General features: G+C 72.9%; 17 protein-coding genes. 4 read left to right on the top strand and 13 right to left on the bottom strand.

What is annotated here, in order from left to right; all coding sequences use genetic code 11:
* Positions 1-42: 42 nt before the first annotated feature.
* The 4 genes from ABEA93_RS03035 to ABEA93_RS03020 form a co-directional block, all read right to left on the bottom strand.
* Positions 43-1890 (bottom strand): serine/threonine-protein kinase, encoded by a 1848-nt coding sequence (locus ABEA93_RS03035; protein ID WP_345673659.1) that lies wholly within the window; start codon positions 1888-1890, stop codon positions 43-45.
* 129 nt (positions 1891-2019) lie between these two features.
* On the bottom strand, positions 2020-4077 hold the full coding sequence (locus ABEA93_RS03030; protein WP_345673658.1) for a serine/threonine-protein kinase: 2058 nt from the start codon (positions 4075-4077) through the stop codon (positions 2020-2022).
* Between the two features lie 72 nt (positions 4078-4149).
* Positions 4150-6111: a serine/threonine-protein kinase gene (locus ABEA93_RS03025; RefSeq protein ID WP_345673657.1), complete on the bottom strand. Its 1962-nt coding sequence runs from the start codon at positions 6109-6111 to the stop codon at positions 4150-4152.
* A 128-nt stretch (positions 6112-6239) separates the two neighbouring features.
* Entirely contained in the window at positions 6240-7898 is a 1659-nt protein-coding gene (locus ABEA93_RS03020; RefSeq protein ID WP_345673911.1) for a glycerol-3-phosphate dehydrogenase/oxidase, read from the bottom strand.
* Positions 7899-8152: 254 nt separating this feature from the next.
* On the opposite strand from ABEA93_RS03020, the gene ABEA93_RS03015 reads away from it, so the two are divergent.
* Positions 8153-8983, top strand: coding sequence for an HAD family hydrolase (locus ABEA93_RS03015; protein ID WP_345673656.1), 831 nt, complete (start codon positions 8153-8155; stop codon positions 8981-8983).
* Positions 8984-9090: 107 nt separating this feature from the next.
* Here ABEA93_RS03015 and ABEA93_RS03010 read toward each other — a convergent pair whose 3' ends face one another.
* The 5 genes from ABEA93_RS03010 to ABEA93_RS02990 form a co-directional block, all read right to left on the bottom strand.
* A complete protein-coding gene (locus ABEA93_RS03010; protein ID WP_345673655.1) occupies positions 9091-10206 on the bottom strand; it encodes a GuaB3 family IMP dehydrogenase-related protein in 1116 nt (371 codons plus the stop codon).
* Positions 10207-10427: 221 nt separating this feature from the next.
* Positions 10428-11942 (bottom strand): IMP dehydrogenase, encoded by a 1515-nt coding sequence (gene guaB, locus ABEA93_RS03005; RefSeq protein WP_345673654.1) that lies wholly within the window; start codon positions 11940-11942, stop codon positions 10428-10430.
* Positions 11943-12245: 303 nt separating this feature from the next.
* Positions 12246-12473 carry a hypothetical protein gene (locus ABEA93_RS03000; RefSeq protein ID WP_345673653.1) on the bottom strand — a complete coding sequence of 76 codons (228 nt, stop codon included), beginning with the start codon at positions 12471-12473 and terminating at the stop codon, positions 12246-12248.
* Positions 12470-13018, bottom strand: coding sequence for an RNA polymerase sigma factor ShbA (gene shbA / locus ABEA93_RS02995; protein ID WP_423528970.1), 549 nt, complete (start codon positions 13016-13018; stop codon positions 12470-12472). Before shbA ends, ABEA93_RS03000 begins: the two co-directional genes overlap by 4 nt.
* Before the next feature lie 151 nt (positions 13019-13169).
* Positions 13170-13781, bottom strand: a complete 612-nt coding sequence (locus ABEA93_RS02990; RefSeq protein WP_235054757.1) for a response regulator transcription factor — start codon at positions 13779-13781, stop codon at positions 13170-13172.
* Positions 13782-14293: 512 nt separating this feature from the next.
* Between ABEA93_RS02990 and ABEA93_RS02985 the strand changes: the two genes are divergently transcribed.
* Positions 14294-14605 (top strand): WhiB family transcriptional regulator, encoded by a 312-nt coding sequence (locus ABEA93_RS02985; RefSeq protein ID WP_345673652.1) that lies wholly within the window; start codon positions 14294-14296, stop codon positions 14603-14605.
* A gap of 274 nt (positions 14606-14879) precedes the next feature.
* Here the strand turns inward: ABEA93_RS02985 and ABEA93_RS02980 are convergent, their stop codons facing one another.
* The 3 genes from ABEA93_RS02980 to groES form a co-directional block, all read right to left on the bottom strand.
* On the bottom strand, positions 14880-15689 hold the full coding sequence (locus tag ABEA93_RS02980) for an SDR family oxidoreductase (protein WP_345673651.1): 810 nt from the start codon (positions 15687-15689) through the stop codon (positions 14880-14882).
* A 303-nt stretch (positions 15690-15992) separates the two neighbouring features.
* Positions 15993-17627 carry a chaperonin GroEL gene (groL, locus tag ABEA93_RS02975; protein ID WP_345673650.1) on the bottom strand — a complete coding sequence of 545 codons (1635 nt, stop codon included), beginning with the start codon at positions 17625-17627 and terminating at the stop codon, positions 15993-15995.
* Between the two features lie 232 nt (positions 17628-17859).
* Positions 17860-18168: a co-chaperone GroES gene (gene groES, locus ABEA93_RS02970; protein ID WP_345673649.1), complete on the bottom strand. Its 309-nt coding sequence runs from the start codon at positions 18166-18168 to the stop codon at positions 17860-17862.
* A 365-nt stretch (positions 18169-18533) separates the two neighbouring features.
* On the opposite strand from groES, the gene ABEA93_RS02965 reads away from it, so the two are divergent.
* On the top strand, positions 18534-18836 hold the full coding sequence (locus ABEA93_RS02965; RefSeq protein WP_345673648.1) for a hypothetical protein: 303 nt from the start codon (positions 18534-18536) through the stop codon (positions 18834-18836).
* 153 nt (positions 18837-18989) lie between these two features.
* Here the strand turns inward: ABEA93_RS02965 and ABEA93_RS02960 are convergent, their stop codons facing one another.
* Positions 18990-19343 carry a hypothetical protein gene (locus ABEA93_RS02960; RefSeq protein WP_345673647.1) on the bottom strand — a complete coding sequence of 118 codons (354 nt, stop codon included), beginning with the start codon at positions 19341-19343 and terminating at the stop codon, positions 18990-18992.
* 154 nt (positions 19344-19497) lie between these two features.
* Between ABEA93_RS02960 and ABEA93_RS02955 the strand changes: the two genes are divergently transcribed.
* Positions 19498-20640 (top strand): class I SAM-dependent methyltransferase, encoded by a 1143-nt coding sequence (locus ABEA93_RS02955; protein ID WP_345673909.1) that lies wholly within the window; start codon positions 19498-19500, stop codon positions 20638-20640.
* Positions 20641-20671 lie beyond the last annotated feature (31 nt).

The raw sequence follows: 20671 nt of genomic DNA, 5'->3' as shown, positions 1-20671 counted from the left end.
GCGCACCCGAAGACCCGGCTCCGGCCCTCGTGCCCCCGCCTCTCACCCGGTCGCGTCGGCCTTGGCCCCCGCCCCCGCGGCGGGCGTGGAACCGCTTCCCGCACCGGACTTCGTGGCCCCACCGGAACCGGACGAGCTGCCCGAGCCGGCCGACGTCGTGCTGCCCGTCGGTGTCGTGGTCGGCGACTTGCCGGTCGTCGGCCACGTGGTCGAGCTTGTCGGCCTGCTCGTGGTCGGCTTCGGCTTGGTCGTCTTCGGCGCCGACTTCGTCGGTTCGGTGTAGTCGGAGTCGTCCTGGCCACCGGTCGGCTCGTAGGTGGCCTGCCCGGTCGTCGGCGTCACGGTGACGCCGCCGGCGACCGCGTTGTCGGACGGCGCGGCCGGCGACGACACCGTGCTCGCACCGGCGGACGTCCCCGTCCCCGGGTGCCCGTCGCCGCCCTTGTCGTTGCTGCCCAGCGCACTCGGCACGATCCAGAACGCCGCCGCGACGAGCGCCGCGGCCACCCCGGCGAGCACCGCGTACGCCCCGCGCGGCCGCCGCCGCGGATACCCGCCGCCCGGCCGGCCGTTCTCCTCGATCGGCCGCGTCGTCCCCTGGAACCCGCCGATCGGGAACGGCTGGGGTGTGTCCCCCGACCGCGGATGCCCGACCCCGCCGGGTCCGGAGTCCGCCGCCTGCCCGTGCGCCGCCGTCGCCCACGCGTCCGATCCGCCGTGACCGCCGGCCGGTGCCTGCTGCCCGGTCGGCCACCCGTCGGGCGGGTAGGCCGTCCCCCCGACCGCGGCCGCACCGGCCGCCGCGCCCACCGCCGCTCCGCCGAGGACCGCGGGGCCCTTGCCCGATCCGGAACCCGGTCCGGAGCCCGGCCCCGACCGTGCCCCGGGACCGGGGCCGAGGGTCGCGCCGAGCGGCCCGTGCGGGTCCTCGACCGTCGCGGCCGACGCGAACGCGTCGGGCGGCCGCGGCGGTGCCGGAATCGGCGGCGGAACCGCCGTCGCCCCGGCCGTCGCACCCGCCGCCGCGGCGGCCCCCGCGACCGCGCCGGTGCCGTGCTCCGACTTGCCCTTGAGCGCCGCGGTGAGCAGCCCTTCGACGGCGTCCTCGTCCGGCCGCTCGTCCGGGTCCTTGCGCAGCAGCGCGTCCAGCGCCGGGCCGAGCGCTCCCGCGTACCGCGGCGGCGCGGCCTCGTCCTGGAGCACCGCGGTGAGCGTTTCGATCGCCGACGTCCGCTGGAACGGCGAACGCCCTTCCATCGCCTGATACAGCGTCACGCCCAGCGACCACAGGTCCGAGGCCGGTCCCGGACGCCGCCCCAGGACGCGCTCCGGCGCCAGATACTCCGGCGAGCCGATGAGCATGCCGGTCGCGGTGAGCGTCGCCGAGCCGAGGACCGTCGCGATGCCGAAGTCGGTGAGGATGACCCGGCCGTCCGCACCGAGCAGGATGTTGCTCGGCTTGACGTCGCGGTGCAGCACGTCCGCCGCGCGCGCGGCGCGCAGCGCGGCGAGCACCTTCAGGCCCACCTCGGCGGCTTCGCTCGGGCCGAGCCGCCCTTCGTGCTCGATCACTTCGTCGAGGGAGCGGGCTCGGACCAGTTCCATGACGATCCACGGACGCCCGTCGTCCTCGACGACGTCGTAAATGGTGACGACGTTCGGGTGGGTCACCCGCGCCGCCGCGCGGGCTTCGCGCATCGCGCGTTCCCGCCGGACTTCCTGCTCGCTCGCGTCCAGGTCGTCCGGGATACGGACTTCCTTGACCGCGACCTCGCGGCGCAGCAGTTCGTCGACCGCCCGCCACACCGTGCCCATTCCGCCCCGGCCCAGCGCTTCGCCGAGCCGGTACCTGCCGCTGACGAGGCGGCTTTCGCCGCTGCCCTCCGTCACGGGTCCCTCCCCATTGGACCGTGGCTGCTACCCCCTGGGGACAACGTAAAGAGAACGCCGTTGGTTCGATAGCCGGGAAATCCGTTCAGAACCGCTTGAGGACCGCACCGTGACGGAACAGGGACAGACTCAACGGCTGGTGGTGAAGGTCGACTTCGCTTCGTCGAAGGCCGCGCGCAGGGCGGTCGACGCGCCGTCCGGGCCGGAGACCCAGAAGTCGTACGTGTGACCGCCTGCGGTGTAGCGCATGTTGATCGACCGGCGCTGCGTCCCGCCGTCGGACCAGGTGAACTCCCAGAGCACCGCCGGGTTTCCGCCGAACGTCGTGGAGTCGAGGCGGACCCGCTGGTAGCCGGGGTAGCTCGCGGTCGACGAGCTGCCGGTGCCGCCCGCGTCCTGCGCGGACAGGTCGGCGTACGGGTCGCCCGACGCGTCGCCCGGATCGATCCGCACGCCGAGCCGCGAAAGGCTGTCCGGCGAACGGAAGAAGATCCGGTCGCCCTGCGGATCCCGGCCGCTCCAGCCGTCCGGGACCGAGACGCTGAACCCCGCGGGGTCGTCGACCCGGCGGAAGCCGGAGCGCGCCGCGGGGCCGGAGCCGCCGGTCGGCGAGGACGTGGCCTGGTCGGCCGGCGACGCTCCGGACTCCGGGCGCCCGGTCGCCGAACCCCCCGATGCCACGGGCGAAGCCGTCGGCGACGCCGCCCCGCCGGACGTCGACGGGCCGCCCGTCGACGACGGCGGCAGGGCCGCCGGCGCGTTGCCGGCGGCCACGGCGCTTCCCGAGCTCTTCCCGCCGCTGTCGCTCCCCGTCGACTTGAGCAGCAGCGCGACGGCGATCACGACCCCGGCGAGGACGACCGCACCGACCGACAGGAGCAGCACGCGCCGCCGCGGGGCAGGCGCCACCGCACCGGGGTCGCCCGGCATCCCGACGCCGGGGGCCGAGGCGGGCATCGGCGGCGGTGCACCCGCACCGGCCACGCCGACGGTCGGCAACGAGGCCGGCATTGGCGGCGGCGCCGCGGCGCCGCGCGCGGGCGCGGCGGCCCGCGCCGCCGACGGGCCGCCCGCGGAGACCGCTCCGAATGCCGCGGACGCGCCCGGTTCGGGCCGCGTCGGCCGCGGCGCGGGCACGCCGTCCACGGTCACCGCGTCCGGGTGCTCCCCCGGAGCACCCGCACCGGCCTGCGGATCCCCGGTCGGTGTGGCGTCGTCCGCGGTACCCGCCACTCCCGCCGCCGGGCCCGGCCCGGCACCCGCACCCGCACCCGCACCCGCACCCGCACCCGCACCGAGCCACGTCGCTTCCGCGCCCGGCGCGGTTCCGCCCTCGGCTGCACGCCCGCCCGGCGACGACCCCGGTCCCGCGGCCTCCACCTCGGCCAGCAGCCGCAGGGCCTCGTCGGCGGTCATCCGGGCGTCCGGATCCGCGGTGAGCAGCCCGGCGATCAGCGGCGCCAGCGGGCCGGCGTGCCGGGGCGGGTCGTAGGTCGCGTCCAACACGGCCTGGAGCGTGGCGAACTCGCCGTTGCGGCGGAACGGCGAGCGGCCTTCGAGCATTTCGTACAGCGTCGCGCCGACCGCCCACAGGTCGGACGGCGGCCCGGGGCGCAGGCCCTGCGCACGTTCCGGGGCCATGTACTCCAGCGTGCCGATCGTCGTGCCGGTGGCGGTGATGGTCGTCGCGCCGACCAGCGTGGCGATGCCGAAGTCGGTCAGCACCGCGCGCCCGTCGCGGGAGAGCAGCACGTTGCCGGGTTTGACGTCGCGGTGCACGACGTCGGCCGCGTGCACCGAGCGCAGCGCGTCGATCAGCTGCCGGGTGAGGCGTGCCGCGTCGCGGACCGGCAGGCGGCCTTCGTCGAGGTCCTCGGCGAGGGTGCGGCCGGGCACGAATTCCATGACGATCCACGGCCGCCCGTCGTCCTCGACGACGTCGTAGACGACCACCACATTGGGGTGCACGACCAGCGCCGCGGCACGGACCTCGCGCATCGCCCGGGCCGAGCGGCGGGCGCGTTCCTCGTCGTCGAGGCCCTCCGGGACGCGGACTTCCTTCACCGCCACATCGCGGTCCAGGACGGTGTCGGCAGCCCGCCACACGGTGCCCATCCCGCCGCGGCCGAGCATCTCGGTCAGCCGGTAGCGGCCCGCCACCGTGCGGTCTCCGGTCGGACCTGTCATCTGCGCTACCCCGCCCCGCGAACGCCGCCGATTGTCCCGCCGACCCACCGTACCGGGCAGTCGCGGCGGCGGTCAGCGGACGATCGCCAGGTTCTCCTTGGCGTGGTCGAAGTACGCGGCGGCCGTCGGCCACAGCTCCTCGCGGCAGCGCACCGTCATCCAGTAGCGCACCCCGTCGCCGGTCCGCACGACGAGGTCCTTGCCGTGGAACGCGGCGCCGTCCGGGCCGCGCCACACGTACTCCCACTCGGCGGCGTCGTGCCCGCGGTAGTCCATCGAGGCGAGTTCGACCCGCCGGTAGCTCTCGCTGTCCCGGTAGTCGCGGGACGCGAGCGTGCCGTGCTCGCGGTGCAGCACGGACTCCTCGGGCGGCATGACGATGCCGCGGTCCACGGTCACCGTCACCGAGATGAGCCGGTCCGGGTCGTGCACGGTCAAGCCGCTGTCGCTGGTCGTGCAGCTCCAGCCTTCCGGCACCGGCAGCGCGAACCCGAGCCCGGAACCGGTGCGCAGGCGGCGCAGCACCGCGCCGTCGATGAGCGGGCCGAGCAGCAGGCAGCCGCCGACCACCGCGAGGACTTCGACGAGGTTGGGGTTGATGTGCCGGAGTTCGAGGACGCCGCCGCCGATGGTGCCGATCAGCATCGCCGCCGGCACCGACCGGGACAGCCGCCGGTGCGGCAGCACCAGCCACACCGCGAGGACCGCGGCGAGCAGCGAGATCGTGTACATGCCGGCCCACGAGCCGTAGTCGGCGAGCCACCGGGCCACCGCCGCGCTCATGATCGCGACGACCACCAGCACGGTCGCCCAGTGCCGGATCCACCAGCGCGGCCAGCGCCGGTAGCGGGCCCGGAAGCCGCCGCCGCGCCGGGCCCGCGCGCGTTCCCGGCGGCCGGGCCTGCGGTCCTGGCGGCGGTCCGGCTCGGCCGGCCGCTCGTGCTCGCGGACGGTCTCGCCGACGTGCGTGCGCTGCACCCGCAGATTGGTCTCGGTGACGGACCCGTGCGCGACCGGCTCCTCGGCGGCGGGTTTCGCGGTGCCGCCCGTGGCGCGGCCGCCCGGGTGCCCGCGCGGCGCGGTCTCCTCGACGGTGTGCCGCACGGCCCGTCCCGGCGGCCCGTTGTGCACGGCATGCCGGCGTCCCGTGGCGCCGGTGCCCCGGGCCCGGCCGGGCAGCGCGCGGCCGGGCTGGGTGCCGGCGGGGGCTGTGTCGGCGGCCTCGATCAGGCGTTCGCGCAGCAGCGGCGCGTCGGCGCGCGCGGTCGGGTCCTGCACGAGCACGCTGCGCAGCGCGGGCATGAGCGAGCCGGCCTGCTCCAGTTCGGGGAACTTGGCGGCGGCGACCGCGGCCAGCGTCGCGGCGTGGGTGGCGCGCTTGTACGCCGGTTTGCCTTCCACGGCCTCGTAGAGCGTCACACCGAGCGACCACAGGTCCGCGGCGGCCGTCGGCTGCTGGCCGTCGACCTGCTCGGGGGCGAGGTACTCGGGGGAGCCGACGAGCGCGCCGAGCTGGGTGAGCGTCGCGCTGTCCTCGACCGAGGCCACGCCGAAGTCGGTGAGGACGACGCGGCCGTTGCGGGCCAGCAGCACATTCGCGGGCTTCACGTCGCGGTGCAGCACGCCCGCGTCGTGCGCCGCGTCGAGCGCGGACAGCAGCCGGAGGCCCATCTCGGCGGTCTCCCCGGCGGGCAGCGGTCCGTCCTTCTCGATCGCCTGGGCCAGCGACAGGCCGCGCACCAGCTCCATGACGATCCACGGGCGGCCGTCCTCGTCGACCACGTCGAAGATCGTCACCACGTTGGGGTGGTCGATCCGGGCCGCGGCGCGGGCCTCGCGGAGCATGCGGGCGGACAGCGTCTCGCGTTCGTCGTCGTCGGTGTGGCCGGGGACGCGCAGCTCCTTGACCGCGACCTCGCGGTCGAGGACCTCGTCGAGCGCGCTCCACACGGTGCCCATGCCGCCCCGGCCCAACCGCTCGCGCAACCGGTACCGGCCCGCGAGCAACCGCCCGTCGGCGTCCGCGTCGCTCATGCGCGTGCTCCTGTGCTGGGGTTGCCGAACCCCGTGCGCGGACGGGATTCGCGACCATTCCAGTCAACCATCCGAACCACCGGTACAACGCACTGTCGGCGCCGAAGGTGCCCGGTTCGCCGAACCGGTCAGGCGAGCGGGACGACTTCCTCGGCGCCCATCCGGACCGCGTCCGCCGTCCGGTCGTCCGGCTGCTCCTGCGATTCGCGCTCCGCTTCGACGCGCTTGAGGTAGTAGTCGACCTCGCGGCGGACCTGCTCGTCGGTCCAGCCCAGCACCGGAGCCATCAGCCGCGCGCACTCCTCGGCGACGCGCACGCCCCGGTCGAACGTCTCGATCGAGATGCGGGTGCGCCGGTCCAGCACGTCCTCCAAGTGGAGGGCGCCCTCGTGGGTGCACGCGTACACGGCCTCGGCGCGCAGGTAGTCGTCCGCGCCGGGCAGCGGCCGTCCCAGCTCCGGGTCGGCTTCGACCAGGGCGAGGACCTCGTCGATCAGGGAGCCGTACCGGTTGAGCAGGTGTTCGACGCGGGCGACGTGCAGGCCGCTGCCCGCGGCGATCGACGTCCGGGCGTTCCACAGTGCGTGGTAGCCCTCGGCGCCCGCGAGCGGCACGGTCTCGGTGCAGCTCGGCGCGACCTTGCGGTCGAGCCCGTGCACGGCGGCGTCGACCGCGTCGGCGGCCATCACCCGGTAGGTCGTGTACTTGCCGCCCGCGACCACCACGAGGCCGGGCACCGGGTGCGCGACGGTGTGCTCGCGGGACAGCTGGCTGGTGGCGTCCGACTCGCCGCGCAGCAGGGGCCGCAGGCCGGCGTAGACGCCTTCGACGTCTTCCCGGCTGAGCGGTACCGCGAGCACCGCGTTGACCCGTTCGAGCAGGTATTCGATGTCGGTACGGCTGGCGGCCGGGTGCGTCTTGTCGAGGTCCCAGTCGGTGTCCGTGGTGCCGATGATCCAGTGCCGCCCCCACGGGATGACGAACAGCACGGACTTCTCGGTGCGCAGGATCAGGCCGGTCGACGAGTGGATCCGGTCCCGCGGCACGACCAGGTGGATGCCCTTGGAGGCGCGGACGTGGAACTGGCCGCGCTCGCCGACCAGCGCCTGTGTCTCGTCCGTCCACACGCCCGTCGCGTTGACGACCTGCCGGGCGCGGACCGCGTACTCGCGGCCCTGTTCGACGTCGCGCACCCGCACGCCCACGACCCGCTCGCCCTCGCGCAGGAACCCGGTGACCGTGGCACGCGACGCGACGTGCGCGCCGTAGCCGGCCGCCGTGCGGACCAGCGTCATGGTGTGCCGCGCGTCGTCGACCTGCGCGTCGTAGTACTGCACGGCGCCGACCAGCGCGTCCTTGCGCAGCGCGGGCGCCAGCCGCAGCGCGTGCCGCCGCGACAGATGGCGGTGCCCGGGCAGACCGCGGGTGTGGCCCGTGGAGAGGCCCATGGTGTCGTACAGGGCGACGCCGGAGCCGACGTAGGCGCGCTCCCACCCGTGGTGCTGCAGCGGGTACAGGAACGGCACCGGCCGCACCAGGTGCGGCGCCAGCCGCTGCACCATCAGGCCGCGCTCCCGCAGCGCCTCGCGCACCAGCGCGAAATCCAGCATCTCCAGGTAGCGCAGGCCGCCGTGGATCAGCTTGCTCGACCTGCTCGACGTGCCCGACGCCCAGTCGCGCGCCTCGACCAGCCCGACGCTCAGGCCGCGGGTCACCGCGTCCAGCGCGGTCCCGGCGCCCACCACGCCACCGCCGACCACGACCACGTCCAACTCCCGCTCGGCCATCGCCTCAAGCGCCGCCTCGCGTGCCCGCAACCCCAACGCCGTGGTCTTCAACGCGCCGTCACCCGCTCCCGTCGCCCGCCGTTCCGCTGCCCCGATCATCACCCGGCGGCGCGCCCGCCGCTTCCCCGCCGCGCTGAGCACGCACCCCTTCCGTGTAGGCCATTCGGGTGAACGGCCGCCAACGGGCGGGTACCGTGAAATACCCGCGCGAGAGCGAGGTACCCGTGACGCCGTCCTTACCCGACAGTCCGCTGGTGGTATGCGACCTGGACGGCACGCTGCTGCGATCGGGCGGCACGTTGTCGGACTACTCCCGCACGACGCTCCAAGCCCTGACCGCGGCGGGCGTGGCGCTCACCGTCGCCACCGCACGCAGCCTCCCGGCCATCACCGCACTGCTGGCCGGCGTCGAATTCCCGCTCCCGGTCATCGAGTTGGGCGGCTCGTACCTGTCGGACGCGGCCACCGGACGGCATGTCTCGCGGCATTCCCTCGACCGGGCCACCGCCGCAAAACTCGTCGCGGCCGTCCTGGCCGCGGGCCTCGAACCGGCGCTCACCACTTGGGACGGCCGCACCGACCGGCTCCACCACGGCGATCTCGCCGACGAAGGCGCCGCCTGGTACGTCGACGAGAAGCGCAAATACGGCGATCCACGGCTCCGGCACAGCCCCGACTTCGGCCGGGTCGCCCGCGAGGAAGACGTCGCGCTGGTGCGCTTCGCGGTACGCCGGGACCGCGAACCCGAGGCCCTCGAGCTGCTCGCCGGCCTCGGCAGCGCCGGAACCACCGTCCAGAGCTATCCGATCGGCTACCTGCCCGGCTGGGTCGAGTTCGCCGTCCACAGCGCACGCGCCGACAAGGGCCAGGCCGTCCTCGCACTCCGCGACCGGCACGCCCTCACCGGCCCGGTCGTGGCGTGCGGCGACCACCTCAACGACCTGCCGATGTTCGCGGTGGCCGACCGCCGCGTCGCGCCCGCCAACGCGCACCCGGAGATCCTCGCGTCGGCCACCGACGTGGTCGGCCCCAACGACGAGGACGGCGTCGCCCGGTTCCTGGCCCGCGAGTTCCTCGGGACCTGAACCCGCGGCCCGCCGTCACGGCGACCCGTCGGCGCACGAAAACGGCCCGGCTCCCCCTCGGGAAGCCGGGCCGTTCCGCGCCCGTGCGGCCGCGAAGCCGCACATGCTCAGCTCTGCGGCGCCACCGTCACCTCGACCTGCTGGAACTTCTTCAGGTCGGTGTAGCCGGTCGTCGCCATCGCCCGGCGCAGCGCGCCGAACAGGTTCATCGAGCCGTCCGACACGTGCGACGGCCCGTTGAGGACCTCGTCCAGCGTGCCGACCGCGCCCAGGTCCATGCGGCGCCCGCGCGGGAGTTCCGGGTGGTGGGCCTCGGAACCCCAGTGGTGGCCGCGGCCCGGCGCGTCGGTGGCACGGGCCAGCGCCGAGCCGATCATCACGGCGTCCGCGCCGCACGCCACGGCCTTGGCGATGTCGCCGCTGGCGCCGACGCTGCCGTCCGCGATGACGTGCACGTAGCGGCCGCCGGACTCGTCGAGGTAGTCGCGGCGCGCCTCGGCCACGTCCGCGACCGCGGTGGCCATCGGCACCGCCACGCCCAGCACGCGGCGGGTGGTGTGCGCCGCGCCGCCGCCGAAGCCGACCAGCACGCCCGCCGCACCGGTGCGCATCAGGTGCAGCGCGCCCTGGTAGGTCGCGCAGCCGCCGACGATGACCGGCACGTCGAGGTCGTAGATGAACTGCTTGAGGTTGAGCGGCTCGGCCCGGCCCGACACGTGCTCGGCGGACACCGTGGTGCCGCGGATCACGAAGATGTCGACGCCCGCGTCGATGACCGCCTTGTGGTACTGCGCGGTGCGCTGCGGCGACAGCGCCGCCGCGGTGACCACGCCGGAGTCGCGGATCTGCTTGATGCGCGCGCCGATCAGCTCTTCCTTGATCGGCTCCGCGTAGATCTCCTGCATGCGGCGCGTCGCGGCGGCCTCGTCGAGGCTGCCGATCTCCTCGAGCAGCGGCGCCGGGTCCTCGTAGCGCGTCCACAGGCCTTCGAGGTTGAGCACGCCGAGCCCGCCCATCCGGCCCACCGCGATCGCGGTGTCCGGGGACACGACGCTGTCCATCGGCGCGGTGAGGAACGGCAGCTCGAACCGGTACGCATCGATCTGCCAGGCGATCGAGACCTCTTCGGGGTCGCGGGTCCGCCGGCTCGGGACGATGGCGACGTCGTCGAAGTGGAAGGCACGCCGTCCTCGCTTGCCCCGCCCGATCTCGACCTCAGTCACGTTGCGCCTCTCCTGCCGTTCTCGGTGGTGGGAACCCTGCACGCGCACGTGCGGCGCTCATGCGCCGCGCGTGTCCGGGCGCCTGTCCTGATTTCCGCCCGGATGCCCCCGGACAAGCCTACGGGGCGGCCCGAACCCGAAGGTTCCCGACCGCCCCGTGACCGCAAACCCCGGGTGCGGGGCGGGTGCCCCGCACCGGCTGCGGCGAGCGCCGCCGCGGCTCAGCGGCCGTGGTAGTTCGGCGCCTCGACCGTCATGTGGATGTCGTGCGGGTGCGACTCCTTCAGCCCCGCCGACGTGATGCGGACGAACCGGCCGCGCTCCTTCAGGTCCGGCACCGTCGGCGCGCCCGCGTAGCCCATGGACGCGCGCAGGCCGCCGATGAGCTGGTGGGCGACCGCGGACAGCGGGCCGCGGTAGGGCACCTGGCCCTCGATGCCTTCCGGGACCAGCTTGTCCTCGGACAGCACGTCGTCCTGGAAGTAGCGGTCCTTGGAGTACGACTTGCCCTGGCCGCGCGACTGCATGGCGCCCAGCGAACCCATGCCGCGGTAGCTCTTGAACTGCTTGCCGTTGATGAAGATCAGCTCGCCGGGGCTCTCCTCGCAGCCCGCGAGCAGGCTGCCGAGCATCACGGTGTCCGCACCCGCGGCGATCGCCTTGGCGATGTCGCCGGAGTACTGCAGGCCGCCGTCGCCGATGACCGGGACGCCCGCCGGGCCGCACGCGCGCGCGGCCTCGTAGATCGCGGTGACCTGCGGCGCGCCGACGCCCGCCACCACGCGGGTGGTGCAGATCGAGCCGGGGCCGACACCGACCTTGACGCCGTCGACACCGGCGTCGATCAGCGCCTGCGCGCCGTCCCGGGTCGCCACGTTGCCGCCGATGACGTCGACCTTGGTGTTGGCCTTGACCTTCGCGATCATCTCCAGGACGTTGCGCGAGTGGCCGTGCGCGCTGTCCACCACGATGAAGTCCACGCCCGCCTCGACCAGCGCCTGCACGCGGCGGAAGCTGTCGTCGCCGGTGCCGACCGCGGCACCGACCACCAGGCGGCCGTCGGCGTCCTTGGTCGCGTTCGGGTACTGCTCGCTCTTGACGAAGTCCTTGACGGTGATCAGGCCGCGCAGCTTGCCGTCCGCGTCGATCAGCGGGAGCTTCTCGACCTTGTGGCGGCGCAGCAGCTCCATCGCGTCCGCACCGCTGATCCCGACCGGGCCGGTGACCAGCGGCATCGGCGTCATGACCTCGCGCACCTGGCGCGCGTGGTCGACCTCGAAGCGCAGGTCGCGGTTGGTGACGATGCCGAGCAAGCGGCCGTTCTCGTCGGTGACCGGGACGCCGCTGATGCGGTAGCGCCCGCACAGCTCGTCGGCGTCGCGCAGCGTCGCGTCCGGGCCGATGGTGATCGGGTCGATGACCATGCCGGCCTCGGACCGCTTCACCAGGTCGACGTGGTTCGCCTGGTCGGCGATCGACAGGTTCCGGTGCAGCACGCCCACGCCGCCCTGGCGCGCCATCGCGATCGCCATGCGCGACTCGGTGACGGTGTCCATCGCCGACGACAGCAGCGGGATCCGCACGGAGATGTTCCGGGTCACCCGGGACGTCGTGTCGACATCGCTCGGCACGACGTCGGACGCGCCGGGCAGCAGCAGCACGTCGTCGTAGGTCAGCCCGAGCATCGCGAACTTCTCGGGTACACCGTCGACTGCACGGTCGGCCGTGAGACTCATGACACCTTCCGGTTGTTCCGGTTCGAGGGGTACGCCCGGGAGCCGCCCGCTCGCCTTGATCGACACCGTGGCCGCGCGAATACGGCGGCTCCACCGGAGCTGCTGGTCGGACGCGCGGGTACGACAGCCCGGTGGTGTGCCAGGGGGATGGCCCCCCATGCTACTCGGCTCCAACACCGCCCGGTCCCGGGAGCTTCCCGCTCCCGTCAAGGCCTTCGCGGGCCCGGGATTCGGCCCGTTTCCGCGAACCGCACGCGCCGGGTTCGCAACCGGGCCCGGATGCGCGTCCGAGCCGGGGCCGGGTCAGCAGCGGTCGGTCACCGCGCGGCGTCCGGACGGCACGCCGTCGACCTCCGCGACCAGCGCGTGGAACAGCCGGGCCAACCGGTCCGTGTTCGGATGCCCGGCGGTGCGGGCGCGCAGCGTCTCGACGAGTTCGTCGTCGCGGCGCAGGAGTCCCAGATCGGCGAGCGCTCGCGACGATGAACCGCCGACGTGCACATGCCGCATCCCGGGAATCCCCGCTTTCACGCCGTCTTCTCCTCCTCGGCGAGCGCCCGCAGCCTGGACAGTGCGCGGTGCTGCGCGACCCGGACCGCACCCGGCGACATGCCCATCGCCCGGCCGGTCTCCTCGGCGGACAAGCCGACGGCCACCCGCAGCACGAGGAGTTCGCGCAGATTGTCGGGAAGACGGCCGAGGAGCGCCCGCGCCTGCGCGGCGTCGCTGCGCCGGACCACCTGGTCTTCCGGGCCCGGGTCGTCGTCGATCGCCTCGGGCAGGTCACACGTCGGCACGGCCGCACGGACCGCGGCACGCTGCACGTCGACGACCTTGTGCGCGGCGATGCCGAACACGAACGCCTCGAAAGGCCGGCCTTCGTCGCGGTAGCGCGGCAAGGCGGACAGCACCGCCAGGCACACTTCCTGCGCCGCGTCGTCCGCCGCGTGCTCCGCGCCGGGCACCCGGCCGAGCCTGGCCCGGCAGTACCTCAGCACCAGCGGGCGTACATAGGCCAGCAGTTCGTCGGTGGCCTGGAGGTCGCCCGAAACGGCCCGGACGACCACGGCACGCATGCCGTCATCGACCCGGGTCTCGGCCCTCTCCGGTCTGTCCGGCATGCGCTCGGCGATCCCGCCCATGAGATTCAGTATGCCGGGCTCCGGCCCCTGCGGTTCGCGCCAGGTCCGTCGCGGCGCGAATCGCGGGGCCGGAAACCCCGCGCGGTCACCGCACCAGACCCCAGCGGAAGCCGAGCGCGACCGCGTGCGCGCGGTCCGAGGCACCGAGCTTTTTGAACAGCCGACGCGCGTGCGTCTTGACGGTGTCCTCGGAAAGGAACAGCTCACGGCCGATCTCCGCATTGCTGCGGCCGTGGCTCATACCCTCCAGCACCTGGATCTCCCGCGCGGTCAGCGTCGGGGCGACGCCCATGTCCGCCGAGCGGAGCCGGCGGGGCGCGAGCCGCCACGTCGGGTCGGCGAGCGCCTGGGACACCGTCGCGCGCAACTCGGCGCGCGACGCGTCCTTGTGCAAGTAGCCGCGGGCCCCGGCGGCGACCGCGAGGGCCACTCCGTCGAGATCCTCGGCCATCGTCAGCATGATCACCCGCGCACCGGGGTCGCCCGCGAGGAGCCGGCGTACGGCCTCCACGCCACCGAGCCCGGGCATGCGCACGTCCATCAGCACCAGGTCCGAGCGTTCCGCGCCCCAGCGGCGCAGCACTTCCTCGCCGCTCGTGGCGGTGGTCACCCGCTCGACGCCGGGGACCGTGGCCACCGCGCGCCGGAGCGTCTCCCGGACCAGCGGGGAATCGTCGCAGACCAGGACGGTCGTCATCGCCGGCCTCCGCAGCAGATCCGCGTCACGTTGAGCCTCCACGCCTGTACGTTCCGTTGCCTACGCGGTCGGTGTTCCCGGAGTGTCCCCGGTGTGCCCCGGCTCGTCGTGCCCGGGACTTGCGAACCGCCGACCATCTCACCCACCCCAACGACCATCACTCGAAAGGGTTACGGGGTTTCTTCGGGGGCCGTGGGGCCGCCCGCTACCACAACGAGCCGACCCCTCCGAAGGGCACGCCGACACAGTGACCTTTCCGAGCGACACGACCTCACTCTCGCGATCGACCCGGCGGGCGGCGCGCCACGGGTGCGCCAGGCGGGGGCTCGTCGGCTGCGCCGCAGCAGGCGTTACGCCCGGGACGCGTATTTTTTACTGGTTTTCGCGCATAAGACCGATATCTGCATGGAACTGATCATTCTGTGGCGCTTTCGGTTCGTCGTTTGATCGATCGGCCCGCATCCCCGCCACACCCCGCGACACCAATTGCCCCTGAAACCGAGGGACGACTCATGGCTGATTTCTCACGGCTCCCCGGCCCCAACGCCGACCTGTGGGACTGGCAGCTCTCCGCCGCCTGCCGCGGCGTCGACAGCGCACTGTTCTTCCACCCGGAAGGCGAACGCGGGGCCGCGAGGGTCGCGCGGGAGGCCGCTGCCAAGGAGGTGTGCCAGCGCTGTCCCGTGCGCGCCCAATGCGCCCAACACGCCCTCGCCGTACGCGAACCCTACGGCGTCTGGGGCGGCCTCACCGAGGACGACCGGGTCGAGATGGACGGCCGTCGCCGCATGCTCAACAGGACCGATGTGACGACCGCAGGCTGATCGAGCGCAGACGACGGTGACCCCGCCCCGGAGGCATCCGGGACGGGGTCACCGTCGTGGTGTGCACGTCGCGTGCTGCTGCCCGCTGCCGCGTGTGCGGTCGTACGCGCCCGTCGTACGCCGGGTGTCACGTGTCACCCAACGCGTGATCGTTTTTGATCATCTCCGATCCGGATTGCTCGCCGCGGCGCGCGCTCCGGCGTGTGCTCCGGGGTGCGCCTCGGGCGCGCGCCGGGGTCGGCTCCGGCGCCGGGTGCCCCGCGTGCGCTCCGGTTCAGCCGCCGAACGCCGACAGGTCCAGCTCCCAGACCTTCGGCCAGTCCTTGGCGTGGAACAGCGCATCGGTGCCGCCGTCGCAGAACAGCACCGAGCCGACGAAGAACGACGAGGTCGGGCCGAGCAGGAACGCGGTCAGCTCGGCGATCTCCTCGGGGCGGCCGCCGCGGCCGATCGGCAGCGGGAACATCTTCATGCCCTCCGCGGTCAGCGGGTCGACCTTGCCCGCCGCGACCATCGGCGTCTCGATGAGGCCCGGCGCGATCGCGTTGAGGCGGATGCCCGCGCCGATCCACTCGTCGGCGACGGCCTTGGTGCGCACGTAGTACGCGAGCGCCGCCTTGGCCGCCGGGTAGGAGCCCATCGGGTCCTTGTCGGCCGCCTCGCGGGCCGCCGCCTCGTCGCCCGCCAGGCACAGCTCGGCCAGCTCCACCGGCCAGTTCGGCTGGCAGGTCGTCGAGTTGGAACTGATCAGCACCACGGACGGGTTCGTGCCCTTGGCGAGCAGCGGGTAGAGGCCCTCCAGCACCTCGATCGCGCCGAAGTAGTTCACCGACACCATCAGCGAACCGGGGCGGCCGGTCGCGGCGGCCAGGCCCGCGAACGGCACGAAGCCGTCGAGCGATTCGCCGGCCAGCTCGGTGACCTTGGCGATCGCCTCGGCGCGGCCTTCGGGGGTGGAAAGGTCCGCGTTGACGTCGGTGTTGTGCAGGTCGACGCCGATGACCCGGTGGCCGTCCGCCTCAAGGCGGGCCTTCGTGGCGGCGCCGATGCCGGATGCCGCACCGGTGATCGCGTACGTGCCCATCGTTCTCCCTCTGTTCGCCGCGCTGTTCGCGCAGGTCCGCGCTGTACCGGACCGGAACCCGTCTCTGACGACCAGTCAGACGACCGGCCCAGGCGCACTCTTCCAGAACATCCGTGCACCTGGAAGAACCGACCCGCTAGATGCCTGCGCACATACTTCCCGGGGGTACCTGCCGCGCCGGGTACGACGCCGGGCTGAGCGGGCATGCCGAAGGGCCTCGGCCTGCCGGGGAGGCAGGCCGAGGCCCTTCGTGGGTACCGCGCGGGGTACCGCGTGACCCGCCGGTCGACGGATCGGGGTGCGTCAGTGGCTGTGGCCGTGCCCGCCGTGGCTGTGGCCGTGGCCGTTCGCCTCGGCCTCGGCCGGCTTCTCGACGACCAGCGACTCGGTCGTGAGCAGCAGCGACGCGATCGACGCGGCGTTCTGCAGCGCGGAGCGGGTCACCTTGACCGGGTCGATGACGCCGGCCTTGAGCAGGTTGCCGTACTCGCCGGTGGCGGCGTTGAAGCCCTCGCCGACGCCCAGCTCCTGCACCTTGTTGACGATGACGTAGCCCTCGAGGCCGGCGTTCTCCGCGATCCAGCGGAGCGGCTCGACGGCGGCGCGGCGCACGACCGCGACACCGGTGGCGACGTCGCCGGACAGGCCCAGGTTGTCCGCGAGGACCGCGGAGGCGTGCACGAGCGCGGTGCCGCCGCCCGCCACGATGCCCTCTTCGATCGCCGCGCGGGTCGCGGAGACCGCGTCCTCCAGACGGTGCTTCTTCTCCTTCAGCTCGACCTCGGTGGCCGCGCCGACGCGGATGACGCACACGCCGCCGGCCAGCTTCGCGAGCCGCTCCTGGAGCTTCTCGCGGTCCCAGTCGGAGTCGGTGTTCTCGATCTCGGCCTTGATCTGGCGGACGCGCTCGGAGATCTTCTCCGCGTCGCCGGCGCCGTCGACGACCGTGGTGGCGTCCTTGGTGATCGTCACGCGGCGGGCGGTGCCGAGCACGTCCAGGCCGGCCTGGTCGAGCTTGAGGCCGACCTCGGGCGCGATGACCTGGGCGCCGGTGAGGATGGCCATGTCCTCCAGCATCGCCTTGCGGCGGTCGCCGAAGCCCGGGGCCTTGACCGCGACGGCGTTGAACGTGCCGCGGATCTTGTTGACGACCAGCGTGGACAGCGCCTCGCCGTCGATGTCCTCGGCGATGATCAGCAGCGGCTTGTTGCCGCCCGACTGGATGACCTTCTCGAGGATCGGCAGCAACTCGGCGATCGCCGAGATCTTGCCCTGGTTGATCAGGATGTACGGGTCGTCGAGGACGGCCTCCATACGCTCCTGGTCGGTCACCATGTACGGCGACAGGTAGCCCTTGTCGAACTGCAGGCCCTCGGTGAACTCGAGTTCGAGACCCATGGTGTTCGACTCTTCGACGGTGATGACACCGTCCTTGCCGACCTTGTCCATCGCCTCGGCGATCAGCTCGCCGATCTGCCGGTCCTGCGCGGAGAGCGCGGCGACATTGGCGATGTCTTCCTTGCCCTCGATCGCGCGGGCGGTGCCGAGCAGCTCGTCCGACACGGCCTTGACCGCGGCGTCGATGCCCTTCTTCAGGTCCATCGGCGCGGCACCGGCGGCGACGTTGCGCAGGCCCTCGCGGACCAGCGCCTGCGCCAGCACGGTCGCGGTGGTGGTGCCGTCACCCGCGATGTCGTTGGTCTTGGTCGCCACCTCCTTCGCGAGCTGCGCGCCGAGGTTCTCGTACGGGTCGTCGAGTTCCACCTCGCGGGCGATGGTCACGCCGTCGTTGGTGATCGTCGGCGCGCCGAACTTCTTGTCGATGACGACGTTGCGGCCCTTGGGGCCGATCGTCACCTTGACCGCGTCCGCGAGCGCGTTGACGCCACGCTCGAGCGAACGACGGGCGTGCTCGTCGAACTGGAGAATCTTGGCCATGGGATGTGAATCCTCTGTTCCTCTTCGGCTTGGTCAGCCGTTTTTCAGCGCGTGATGCGGCGCGTGTGCGGTGCGCTGCCGTGCGGGTGCGAAGCGATGCGTTCCGGTTCGCCTCGCACCGCCGCGCGGACCGTCACGGCGCCGCGGGCCTTGCCTGCGCAACGACACCGCCCCGGGCGCCCCAGTCGGGGTGCCCGGGGCGGGTCGTTGGCTCAGCGGGTGGCTGCGATCGTCACTTCTCGATGATCGCGAGAACGTCGCGCGCCGAGAGGACGAGGTACTCCTCGCCGTTGTACTTCACCTCGGTGCCGCCGTACTTGCTGTAGAGCACGGTGTCGCCGACCTTCACGTCGAGCGGCAGGCGCTGCCCGTCCTCGAACCGGCCCGGGCCCACGGCCAGGACAGTGCCCTCCTGGGGCTTCTCCTTCGCCGTGTCCGGAATGACCAGGCCCGAGGCCGTGGTCTGCTCGGCTTCGAGCGTCTGGACCACAATGCGGTCCTCGAGCGGCTTGATGGCAACCTTGGTGCTGGCGGTCGTCACGATCCGACCTCCCCCTTCGGAGATCTCACGGGGTAATTGTCAGGTGGCGACCAGGTAAGCCCGTCGTCGCGGGTGCCGGACCTGCCCGTCGCGTTGGCACACTCATGGGGAGAGTGCCAGTCACAGACCCTAGGCTTCGGTTAGCACTCCGTCAACTAGAGTGCCAATGAGCCGGGGGGCGTGTTGCACCTGTGTCCCCTGCGCCAAACGCGCCGCGAGCGGTAACGGAACGCATTCGTGCGGATCCGATCGATCGTGATCGGGCACGCGTGCCGTCAGTTCAAAGCGCTGGCGGGGGCACGTGCTGCGGACGATAATCCGGCCATGAGCTACCCGGCAAAGGTGCGGTGAGGCGGCCGCCGCGTGTGGCAGAGCTGCTGCCGGAACTGTGTGAGGAAATCTGCCGGCTCCTGCGTGACGAAGGGGAGTACGGCCTCGCCGCGTTTCTCCCGTCCATGCCCGTCGTCGGGCCGTGCGAGTGCGACGGCGACCACTGCCAGAGCTTCTACACCGCTTCCAGACCCGCCGGCAGATACGGCTTGGGGCACCGGAACATCGCGTTGTCCCCCGAGAGCGGCATGGTCATCCTCGACGTCGTCCATGGCGCGATCATGTTCGTCGAGGTCCTGGGTCGCCCCGGGGTGAAGGTGGCCATTCCCGCCTGCTGAGCCCGTTGCCAGTCCACGGGTGAGGTCGTGCGGTTGGTGAAGTCGCTACGCATCAAGCGATTCTGCGAACGGGACGGCGGATGCGCGCAAGGTTGTCGGGGCTCGTCGGTAGCGCCACGGTCCTCTTTGCGAGGGAGCCGCCCGGACAATGCTTCACCCCCCTTCCGCACCATCACCGTGCGTAGGTGGGGAGTGCGCGGGGGCCGGGCGGGCCGCTTCGGGGGCGCGTGTGGAGCGGCGCCAGTAGTCGAGGGCGACGCCTGTGCCGATGAGTGCGGCGAGGATCTGCGCGGAGATGTGCAGCACGCGGGTGCGGCCGGAGTAGGCGAACCAGGAGTCCACGCCGGCGGCGCAGATGGCGACGGTGAAGGCCGCCCAGGCGTAGGCCGCGCGGCGCAGGCCTTGGCGGGTGGGCGGCCGGTTTCGACGGGGGCGCTTCCGTAGGCCGCCCGGTCGGCGGCTCCGGTGGTCCGCGGGGCCCCGGGCCCCCCGGTTCTCACGCGCCACGCCGATCCCCCCACATTCCCCCGTGCCTACGCCGCCATTGCCGCTCCGCCCCACCGCGCGACAACCATACGGTCGGCAAAGTGCCGGGGGTGATCGGGGCGGGCGCACCGACCGGGAGAATGGGTGGGTGGATACCCAGACCTTTGCGTTGTTGATGGCCGATGAGGGGCGCGGGCTGCTCGAGCGGGTGCGGGGGTTTGGGGCCGGTGACGAGATCGCCCTGGCGACGAGGCTGCGGAAGGAGTTCCCGGCGGAGCTGGTCGCCGCGGCGATGACGCAGGAGCGGTTGCGGCAGCGGGGGAAGGCGAAGTTCGGGGACGACGCCGCGCGGATGTTCTTCACGGCGCACGGGGTCGAGCAGTCCACCCGGGTGGCGGTCGCCGATCACCGGGCCGCACGCATCGCCGCCGCGGGCATCCGTACGGCGGTGGATCTGTGCTGCGGGATCGGGGGTGACGCGCTCGCACTCGCGCGTGCCGGGGTACGGGTGGTGGCCGTCGACCGGGATCCGCTGACGTGTGCGGTGGCTGCGGCGAATGCCGAGGCGCTGGGGCTCGCCGAGCGGGTCGAGGTGCGGTGCGCCGATGTGACCGAAGTCGAACTCGCCGGATACGACGCCGCGTTCCTCGACCCGGCGCGGCGGACGGCACGGGGACGGGTGTTCGATCCGGAGGCCTACTCGCCGCCGCTGTCGTTCCTCGACACGCTCGCCGCGAAGGTGCCGTGCGGCGCCGCGAAGGTCGCGCCGGGGATTCCGCACGAGGCCATCCCGTCGGGGATGGAAGCCGAATGGGTGTCCTACGCCGGGGACGTGAAGGAAGCCGTCCTCTGGTGGGGCGAGGAACTCGTCGAACAGCCGCTTCGGGCAACGCTGTTGCCGCAGGCCGCGTCCCTCGCGGCAGCCACCCCGCGGCAGGCACCGCATGGGCCCGTGGGGCGTTACCTCTACGAGCCCGATGGCGCCGTCATCCGCGCCCACTTGGTCGCCGAGGTGGCCGAGGAGGTCGGCGGCGTACTGGTGGACGAGTCGATCGCCTACATCACCGCCGACACTCTCGTGCCGACGCCGTTCGCGCACGCGTACCGGCTCACCGACGTGCTGCCCTTCAACCTCAAACGGCTCAAGGCCCTGGTCCGGGAACGCAATATCGGCACGCTGACGGTGAAGAAACGCGGGTCGGCCGTCACGCCCGAGGAAGTCCTGAAGAAGGTCAAGCCGTCCGGGCGAACGTCGGCGACGGTGTTCCTGACGCGGGTCGACGGCGCGCCGACGATGCTGCTCGGCCACCCCGCGTAAGGCGGGCCCGCCGGAATCCGGCCACGGGCCA

It is taken from the genome of Yinghuangia aomiensis, assembly GCF_039542225.1.
Lineage (GTDB): Bacteria > Actinomycetota > Actinomycetes > Streptomycetales > Streptomycetaceae > Yinghuangia > Yinghuangia aomiensis.
The sequence above is the reverse complement of the archived record's forward strand: the minus strand, read 5'-3'. Positions and strand labels throughout refer to the sequence as shown.

Bases quoted from the DNA above. Each gene is read 5' to 3' on its own strand.
- shbA (WP_423528970.1), bottom strand. From the start codon at position 13,018: ATGCGTGCCGTGGTCGTCCGGGCCGTTTCGGGCGACCTCCAGGCCACC.
- ABEA93_RS02985 (WP_345673652.1), top strand. From the start codon at position 14,294: ATGGCTGATTTCTCACGGCTCCCCGGCCCCAACGCCGACCTGTGGGAC.
- ABEA93_RS03025 (WP_345673657.1), bottom strand. From the start codon at position 6,111: ATGAGCGACGCGGACGCCGACGGGCGGTTGCTCGCGGGCCGGTACCGG.
- ABEA93_RS03020 (WP_345673911.1), bottom strand. From the start codon at position 7,898: ATGGCCGAGCGGGAGTTGGACGTGGTCGTGGTCGGCGGTGGCGTGGTG.
- ABEA93_RS02955 (WP_345673909.1), top strand. From the start codon at position 19,498: ATGGCCGATGAGGGGCGCGGGCTGCTCGAGCGGGTGCGGGGGTTTGGG.
- groL (WP_345673650.1), bottom strand. From the start codon at position 17,627: ATGGCCAAGATTCTCCAGTTCGACGAGCACGCCCGTCGTTCGCTCGAG.
- ABEA93_RS03030 (WP_345673658.1), bottom strand. From the start codon at position 4,077: ATGACAGGTCCGACCGGAGACCGCACGGTGGCGGGCCGCTACCGGCTG.
- guaB (WP_345673654.1), bottom strand. From the start codon at position 11,942: ATGAGTCTCACGGCCGACCGTGCAGTCGACGGTGTACCCGAGAAGTTC.
- ABEA93_RS02990 (WP_235054757.1), bottom strand. From the start codon at position 13,781: ATGACGACCGTCCTGGTCTGCGACGATTCCCCGCTGGTCCGGGAGACG.
- ABEA93_RS02980 (WP_345673651.1), bottom strand. From the start codon at position 15,689: ATGGGCACGTACGCGATCACCGGTGCGGCATCCGGCATCGGCGCCGCC.